At 57.8% G+C, this 7479-nt stretch carries 8 protein-coding genes and 1 pseudogene; 4 read left to right on the top strand and 5 right to left on the bottom strand.

Features of this window, described 5'->3' with window-relative positions; translation table 11 throughout:
• The first annotated feature begins 168 nt into the window (after positions 1 to 168).
• Complete coding sequence (locus ACIQ0R_RS09720) at positions 169 to 633, top strand: Lrp/AsnC family transcriptional regulator (protein WP_395826614.1); 465 nt, start codon at positions 169 to 171, stop codon at positions 631 to 633.
• Between the two features lie 288 nt (positions 634 to 921).
• Here the strand turns inward: ACIQ0R_RS09720 and glmU are convergent, their stop codons facing one another.
• The 5 genes from glmU to ACIQ0R_RS09695 form a co-directional block, all read right to left on the bottom strand.
• Complete coding sequence (gene glmU, locus ACIQ0R_RS09715; protein WP_395826612.1) at positions 922 to 2280, bottom strand: bifunctional UDP-N-acetylglucosamine diphosphorylase/glucosamine-1-phosphate N-acetyltransferase GlmU; 1359 nt, start codon at positions 2278 to 2280, stop codon at positions 922 to 924.
• Positions 2281 to 2465: 185 nt separating this feature from the next.
• On the bottom strand, positions 2466 to 2801 hold the full coding sequence (locus ACIQ0R_RS09710) for a YegP family protein (RefSeq protein ID WP_395826609.1): 336 nt from the start codon (positions 2799 to 2801) through the stop codon (positions 2466 to 2468).
• 274 nt (positions 2802 to 3075) lie between these two features.
• Entirely contained in the window at positions 3076 to 4026 is a 951-nt protein-coding gene (gene ttcA, locus ACIQ0R_RS09705; protein WP_395826616.1) for a tRNA 2-thiocytidine(32) synthetase TtcA, read from the bottom strand.
• A gap of 76 nt (positions 4027 to 4102) precedes the next feature.
• Positions 4103 to 4501: a dihydroneopterin aldolase gene (locus ACIQ0R_RS09700; protein WP_395826607.1), complete on the bottom strand. Its 399-nt coding sequence runs from the start codon at positions 4499 to 4501 to the stop codon at positions 4103 to 4105.
• Positions 4502 to 4508: 7 nt separating this feature from the next.
• Positions 4509 to 5309, bottom strand: coding sequence for an SDR family NAD(P)-dependent oxidoreductase (locus ACIQ0R_RS09695; RefSeq protein ID WP_395826605.1), 801 nt, complete (start codon positions 5307 to 5309; stop codon positions 4509 to 4511).
• Between the two features lie 190 nt (positions 5310 to 5499).
• Between ACIQ0R_RS09695 and ACIQ0R_RS09690 the strand changes: the two genes are divergently transcribed.
• The 3 genes and pseudogenes from ACIQ0R_RS09690 to ACIQ0R_RS09680 form a co-directional block, all read left to right on the top strand.
• Entirely contained in the window at positions 5500 to 6684 is a 1185-nt protein-coding gene (locus tag ACIQ0R_RS09690) for a class I SAM-dependent methyltransferase (RefSeq protein ID WP_395826603.1), read from the top strand.
• A 37-nt stretch (positions 6685 to 6721) separates the two neighbouring features.
• A complete protein-coding gene (locus tag ACIQ0R_RS09685; RefSeq protein WP_395826601.1) occupies positions 6722 to 6916 on the top strand; it encodes a DUF2905 domain-containing protein in 195 nt (64 codons plus the stop codon).
• A 235-nt stretch (positions 6917 to 7151) separates the two neighbouring features.
• Positions 7152 to 7479 (top strand): annotated as a pseudogene (locus ACIQ0R_RS09680) (energy transducer TonB); the annotation flags it as partial.

Here is a 7479-nt window from a genome sequence, read left to right as displayed (position 1 = left end):
AGCATTCGACGCTTGGCTATCGTTCACCCTGCCAGTATTTAGATGACTGGCTCACTGAGCAACATCAGGAAAAACAGGCGGCATAAAAGCCACCTGTTGGAAGACGAAAAATCGAGGGAAGCTCAAATATTATTTCATTTGTATTTTATAAGATGAAATATATTGCATATGGATATTGTTCTGGGCGAGCTTGACCGCCGTATCTTGAATGCCTTGCAGGCCGATGCCTCGCAAACCAATCAGCAACTGGCGCAACAGGTGCACGCTTCGGCGCCGACTTGCCTGCGGCGCGTCAAACGTCTGACCGACGCTGGCGTGATTCTGCGCCAGGTGGCCATCGTCGCGCCCGATAAGATCGGCGCTGGCCTGGCCGCGATTGTTGAAGTGACGCTCGACAATCAGGCCGATGAGCGCTTGCAGGAATTCGAGGAGCTGGTGGCGCAGGCGCCGCAACTGCTGCAATGCTACCGGGTCTCGCCGGGGCCGGATTTTGTGCTGGTGGTGCAGGCGGTGGACATGGCGGCCTACCATGCGTTGGCGCATCAGTTGTTTGCCGCGCAAAAGAATGTGCGTAATGTGCGGACGTATTTTTCGATCTACAGAAGTAAATTCGAGACCCGCATTGCCGTGTGAAGGAGCGCGCCTGGCCGGTGGCGCGGGCAGCCAAGCCGCTGCGGAACGTCGGATGGGCGATGAGTGAATGCGGCGTGGACAAAAATGTACCCACGCCACGCCACGCCACGCGACGGTCCCGGTTCGGCGAGCGCTCGCCGCACTCGCGGCACTCCCCGCACTCGCCATTGCGGCGAACGTGGGAGCCCATTTTTCACGGTTCCGTTGCGCCGCTTTTTGGCTCTTATTTTTTGCTTTTGTTTTTAAATCTTGTTTTTAAAACTCGCTTTTAAATTTCGTTTTTAAATCTTACTTCTTGATTTTCACCGGCCGTTCCCAGTCATCAACCGTGATCTGCCTGGCGCGCGAGACCGTCAGCTTGCCTGCCGGCGCATCCTTGGTCAGCGTCGTACCGGCTCCTAGCGTTGCGCCCTGGCCGACCCGTACTGGCGCTATCAAGTGGCTGTCGCTACCGATAAAGGCATCGTCCTCAATCACTGTGCGGAATTTATTGACGCCGTCGTAATTGCAGGTGATGGTGCCGGCGCCGATATTCACGCGCGATCCAATCGTCGCATCGCCAACATAAGCCAGATGATTGGCCTTGCTGTGGGCGGCGATCTGGCTGTTCTTCACCTCGACGAAATTGCCGATATGGACATCTTCGCCCAGTTCAGTGCCGGGCCGCAGTCTGGCGTAAGGGCCGATTTGCGAAGCCGCGCCGACCACTGCGTCGTCAATATGGCAGAACGGCTTGATGTTGGCGTTGCGGCCGATGCGCGCATTCTTGATCACGCAATTGGCGCCGATTACAGCACCGTCTTCAATGCTCACTTCACCTTCAAACACACAGCCGATATCAATGCTGACATCGCGCCCGCACTGCAATTTGCCGCGCACATCGATGCGCGCCGGGTCGAGCAAGGTCACGCCCTGTTCCAGCAGGCGTTCGGCGATGTTGCGCTGATGGATGCGCTCCAGTTCCGCCAGTTGCACCTTGCTGTTGACGCCCAGGGTTTCCGCCACCGCATCCGGTTGTGCAGATACCACCGGCGTGCCGTCAGCGACAGCGCTGGCGACGATATCGGTCAGGTAATACTCGCCCTGTGCATTGTTGTTGGAGAGGCCGGCCAGCCATTTCTTTAACTGTACGGTCGGCGCCACCATGATGCCGGTGTTGCATTCGGTGATCGCCCGTTGCTCGGCGTTGGCATCTTTTTGTTCGACGATGCTGACGATCTGACTGTGTTCGCGGACGATGCGACCGTAGCCAGCCGGGTCCGGCAGCGTGACGGTCAGAACTGCCAGCTGATCGGCGCCGGCGCTGTCGACCAGTCGGCGCAGCGTGCTGCTGGCGATCAGCGGCACGTCGCCGTACAGCACCAGCGTCGGCACGCTGTCGTCCAGATGCGCTGCCGCTTGCGCTACCGCGTGGCCGGTGCCGAGTTGCGGTTCTTGTTTGGCAAACAGCAGATCGCTAGCCGTCAGAGAACTTGGCACGGCGTCGCCGCCATGACCGTAGATGATGCACAGCGTGGTCGGCGATAAAGCGCGGGCGGCATCGATGACATGCGACAGTAGCGGCTTGCCTGCCAGCGGGTGCAACACTTTGGGCAGTGCAGACTGCATGCGTTTGCCCATGCCGGCGGCGAGAATGACAATGTTCATGGTTGAATTTTAAAAAAAGGCGCAAAATTTTATCATGCGCAAGGTTGCGTAACCTCGCGCAAACTGGCTGCATCGGGGTTATGAGGCCGCCCCGGACAGTGCCGGAAACCCCGCCGGAAACCCCGCGCGTGGCGCAGCTTGATGGCACTTGCAGGCGTTCGCAAAAACCACATCCATCGGCAGCGTCAGGCCTCGTCCTTGATGTTCGTGCTGGGGCCGTTTTTTTTGACAGCGTCAATACCGGCATCGCGGGCGCTGGTGGTGGAGTACATCTGGCTGCTGCCGATGACCTGATGGTTGGCGGCTTTCAGGTTGAAATAGAACTTGCCGTTGGAGGCCTGATTACGGCTGTAGCGGTCATCCTGGGTGCAATTGTTCTGAACCGAGGCGATGCCATTCTCTGCCGACGCTTTGGCGACATACATTTCACTGTGCAGCACCACGTCGCCGCTGGGCGCACGCAGGACGAAGTAGAACTGCCCATCGGTCGATTTTCTGAGGACATAGTACGAAGATGCCATCTGACCTTCTCCTGGTTATTCTGCTGGTTTTTCTTATGCTACTTATGTCGGTTCGTGACCGACAATCTTGCATCAAACCGTGTCAACCGCTCGCGACATGATCGAGGCCGCATGTCGCGATGGTCGTGTAACCTGGCCGTGTGTCTTGATTATATATTCCGGATGGCGGGCTGGATGCCGAATTAACTCGCACCGGCGGCGCGGTGCAGAGCGGCGCCGCAGCCGATGCAGGGGCCCTGGCAAGGGCGTCCCGCATGCGTTGGCATTTAGCGGGTTAATCGAGCGGGCGCAGCGGGATGATTCCCGCTGCCGTCATGCCGGTCGGCGTCGAGCAGGGCTCGTCGTCAAACGCGATATCGCCGTTTGGATCGGCAATCCCGGTTGCCTTCAACCCGGTAAAGCCGAACAGGTTACGGTCCATCAGGTGCGATGGCGCTACCGTCGCCAGCGAAGAGAAGATGTTTTCGACGCGTCCGGGAAATTTCTTTTCCCAGTCGCGCAGCATGCCCTTGATCTGCTTGCGTTGCAGGTTTTCCTGGCTGCCGCACAGATCGCAAGGAATGATCGGAAACTGCTTGACCTCGGCGTAGCGGATCAGGTCGGCCTCCTTGACGTAAGCGAGCGGCCGGATAACGATCTGCTTACCGTCGTCTGATTGCAGCTTGGCTGGCATGCTCTTCAGTTTGCCGCCGAAGAACATGTTCAGGAAAAAGGTTTCCATGATGTCGTCCCGATGATGGCCGAGCGCCACCTTGGTCGCGCCCAGTTCGGTGGCAACGCGATACAGGATGCCGCGCCGCAGCCGCGAACACAGCGAGCAAGTGGTCTTGCCTTCCGGGATCAGGCGTTTGACGATGCTGTAGGTATCCTCATTTTCGATATGGTAGGCAACCCCAAGTTTTTCGAGGTAGGCCGGCAGGATATGCTCGGGGAAATTCGGCTGCTTCTGATCCAGGTTGACCGCGACGATATCGAACTTGATCGACGCCCGCTCGCGCAGCGTCATCAGGATATCCAGCAGCGCATAACTATCCTTGCCGCCTGACAGGCACACCATCACCTTGTCGCCATCCTCGATCATGTTGAAATCGCCGATCGCCTGGCCCACCTGGCGGCACAGCCGCTTGTGCAGCTTATTGTTTTCGTGGGCGATCTTTTCCATCTGCTTGTGGCTGGCGAAAGCCGTCACAGCGGCGGCATCGGCATCTCCCAAGGGGGCTTGCATCAATTGGGGGTCTTCCATACGTACTTCCTGCATCGATAAGTCATTCATGGCGATTCTTCATTCAATAGTTGTCGGCTCAGGCCTTCGGCTTGATGTGGAACACTTCGACGCCAACCGAGTGGCAATCGGGATAGGCATCCGGCTTTTCCGATGAGACCCGCACCGCGCGCACACGCGGATGCGCCAGCAGCGCAGTGGCGATGTCGTCGCATAGCGTCTCCTGCAGGTGGATATGCCCTTGCGCCATGCGCTTTGCCACGGTATTGCGCATGAAATTGTAATCCAGCACGTCGTCCACATGGTCTTTGGTGGGGGTCGACAAAGCCAGCGGCACAAACAGGTCGACATTGATCAGCGCACGTTGCGGGCCTTGTTTTTCAGATTCGTAGACGCCGATATTGATCTGCACTTCATAGTCGCGCAGGAACAGGCGGCGGCAATCGCCAAGGTCAGGATGGATGAGTGCGGAGAGCATGATTTTTTCAGTGAGGGTGGAGCGGGTGATCAGGGGTAGCGCCAGCGGCCGCGACAGCGACGCCACGAGTCTGAGGAGATAAATGTTGGCCGCCATCGACCAGCAGCGTGCTGCCGGTAATGGCCGAGGCGGCAGCGATAAAGCAGACCGTCGCCGCAATGTCCTCCAGTGTCGCCGGATTGGTCGGTTGCAACGCCAGCGTTGCGTCAGGTGCGGCGGCAATGCTCAGTGCCGGCGCCACGCCAAGCACCCGAACCTTTGGCGCCAAAGCCTGCGCCAGCAAGGTGGTGGCGCTATGCAACGCCGCCTTCGATAGCGTATAGGATAAAAAGTCTGGCTGAGGATTAAACAGTTTATGGTCGAGCAGGTTAATGACAACGCCTTGCGCACCGTCGATGTTGGCCAGAGCCGCATGCAGCGCCTGCGCCAGCAATAAGGGCGCGGCAAGATTGTTTTGCATGTGGCGCATCAGGCCGGCGCTGGAAAAAGTCGCCGCGCTATCGTTTTCGATATGGCTCGGGTTGTTGATGATGCAAGTGACGTCGCCGAGCGCCGTCGCGATACTCGGCAGCAGCGCGGCAAGCGCCGTTGTGTCATCCAACGCGCAACGAACGGCGATGGTTTGCGCCCCGGCGGCCTGGCATTCCCGCAACAACTCCGATAAGGCCGGCGGCTCGCTGGAGTCTTGGTAATGCAGCGCCAGACGCCAGCCCTGTCGCGCCAACGCCAGCGCAATCGCCGTGCCGACCACGCTGGCAGCATCGGTGACAAGGGCAACTTTATTGGCGGGGTTTGTTGTAGTACGCATGCTTGTCAATTGGTTATCGCTATCAGGCCGGACACATTCCGGAGCTATTTGGTTGGAGTACTGTTGTTGTTCCGCTATTGTGCTGCTGTTCTTCCGTTCCATGGCGTCGCGCTCGCCATCGGGCGTTTTTCCGCAAGTTTTCATTATCATCGATTGTTTGCATCGCGGCGTTATCTCCTACAATAGCGCCATGCAACTGCAATTACCCGAAGCTTCTGTCGAAGCGCAGCGCGCATCGCGCCAGCTGCACAATCTGATCGCTACCGAAATCCGCCGACAAGATGGCTGGATTTCGTTCGCACGTTACATGGAACTCCTGCTTTACGCGCCGGATCTCGGTTATTACAGCGGCGGTGCGGAAAAATTGGGCAAAGACGGTGATTTTACAACCGCGCCCGAGATTACGCCGCTTTTTGGTGCGACATTGGCGCATTTGGCAACAGAATTACTCGATTCGACGCCCGCGCTGCAACCGCAAATCCTTGAATTCGGCGCCGGTAGCGGCCAGCTGGCGCTCGATATTCTTACCGAACTGACCACTGCCGCCCATCCGGCGCGCATGCCACAGGCATATTACATTGTTGAGCTATCAGCCGAATTATGTGCGCGCCAACAGCATAAATTGCGCGCCTTCCCGCAAGTAAAGTGGCTAGATCGTCTGCCTGACGCTTTTTCCGGTGTCGTGCTCGGTAACGAAGTGCTGGATGCGATGCCGGTGGAACTGGTGGTGCGTGGTGCCGACGGCTGGCTGCAGCGCGGCGTCGGTCTCACCGAGCCCAGGGCGGCTGGTGATGACGGCCAGTTTATCTATCTCGATCGTCCAGCCGATCCGCTGCTGATCGCCCAAATTCCCGATGCCGAATCGCTCACGCTGGGCCACCTGACGGAAGTGCATCCGGTCGCCATCGGCTTCATGCGTTCGCTCGGCGCGATGCTGAAAGCCGGACAAGGCAGTGTCGCCATTTTCTTTGATTACGGTTTTCCGGCCGCAGAATATTATTTGCAGCAGCGCGACCAAGGCACGCTGATGTGCCATTACCGCCACCACGCCCATCCCGATCCGTTTTATTTGCCGGGTTTGCAGGACGTCACCGCCCATGTCGATTTCACCGCGATGGCGGTGGCCGCGCTGGATAGCGGCCTGGATCTGCTGGGCTACACCAGCCAGGCAGCTTTCCTGTTGGAGGCCGGGATCGGCAAACTATTGCTGCGGACGCCGCCGGAAAACGCCCGCCAATATCTGCCGCAAGCCAATGCCATGCAAAAATTGGTGTCGCCGGCTGAAATGGGCGAGTTGTTCAAGGTGCTGGCCGTCGGCACCGGCGCACAATTGCCCGAACGCTTTTCCCGGCATGACCGTAGTCACCGCTTATGAGCTCGCCGATGCTGTCTGCACTCTCTGAAAGTCTCGTATGATCCGCTGGATGCTGGTTATCTTCATCTTTGTGATTGTCTTTTCCAGCGCCTTGCCGTGGTTCGAAAAACTCGGTCTAGGGCGGCTGCCCGGCGACCTGCGCTTCACGCTGTTCGGCAAGAAATTCTCGCTGCCGTTTGCTTCAACGGTGCTGCTGTCGACAGTGCTGTTCGTGTTGGTTCGCATCTTGTAGGGTGGGTCGGTGAGAAGCGCGCAGATCACAGCTGAAGGGTGAAAAATGCCGACAAATAACGATTTAAAATGAAGTGATTGAAAACTGATATTGAAAACAACGCGTAACCGGCGAGAGCCAGCCTATACTTGGGCCAGAGTTTTTTAGCAAAATCAATCGCCACCGCACTTTTTTACTCGCTGCGGACACGCTGGCGGCCACCTCATCTGCCACTTCATTTCTTACTTCTGACAATATGCCTGAATCAAAGCCAAGCGATCCCAAGCATCCATCAGTTGATGCTGACACCAAGCCGGCAATTCAGCCGGAGCCACTCGCAGTCGGACCGGAAGTGGTGCAAAGCCAGCCGGAAATCAAGCCGGAAATCAAGCCGGAAACGAGCGCTGAAATGCGCTCTGAAGTAAAGCCTGAGCCTGCGCCAGAGGTGAAGGCGGAAGCTAGGCCGGAAGCGAAACCGGAAGCGAAACCGGAAGCGAAACCGGAAGCGAAACCGGAAGCGAAACCGGAAGCGAAACCGGAAGCGAAACCGGAAGCGAAACCGGAAGCGAAACCGGAAGCGAAAC

It is taken from the genome of Collimonas sp., from assembly GCF_044339385.1.
Taxonomy (GTDB): Bacteria; Pseudomonadota; Gammaproteobacteria; order Burkholderiales; family Burkholderiaceae_D; genus Collimonas.
This window is presented reverse-complemented; position numbering and strand designations above follow the sequence as displayed.

Coding starts and splice junctions, on each gene's coding strand:
- ACIQ0R_RS09720 (WP_395826614.1), top strand. CDS start 169: ATGGATATTGTTCTGGGCGAGCTTGACCGCCGTATCTTGAATGCCTTG.
- glmU (WP_395826612.1), bottom strand. CDS start 2,280: ATGAACATTGTCATTCTCGCCGCCGGCATGGGCAAACGCATGCAGTCT.
- ACIQ0R_RS09710 (WP_395826609.1), bottom strand. CDS start 2,801: ATGGCATCTTCGTACTATGTCCTCAGAAAATCGACCGATGGGCAGTTC.
- ttcA (WP_395826616.1), bottom strand. CDS start 4,026: ATGCAAGCCCCCTTGGGAGATGCCGATGCCGCCGCTGTGACGGCTTTC.
- ACIQ0R_RS09700 (WP_395826607.1), bottom strand. CDS start 4,501: ATGCTCTCCGCACTCATCCATCCTGACCTTGGCGATTGCCGCCGCCTG.
- ACIQ0R_RS09695 (WP_395826605.1), bottom strand. CDS start 5,309: ATGCGTACTACAACAAACCCCGCCAATAAAGTTGCCCTTGTCACCGAT.
- ACIQ0R_RS09690 (WP_395826603.1), top strand. CDS start 5,500: ATGCAACTGCAATTACCCGAAGCTTCTGTCGAAGCGCAGCGCGCATCG.
- ACIQ0R_RS09685 (WP_395826601.1), top strand. CDS start 6,722: ATGATCCGCTGGATGCTGGTTATCTTCATCTTTGTGATTGTCTTTTCC.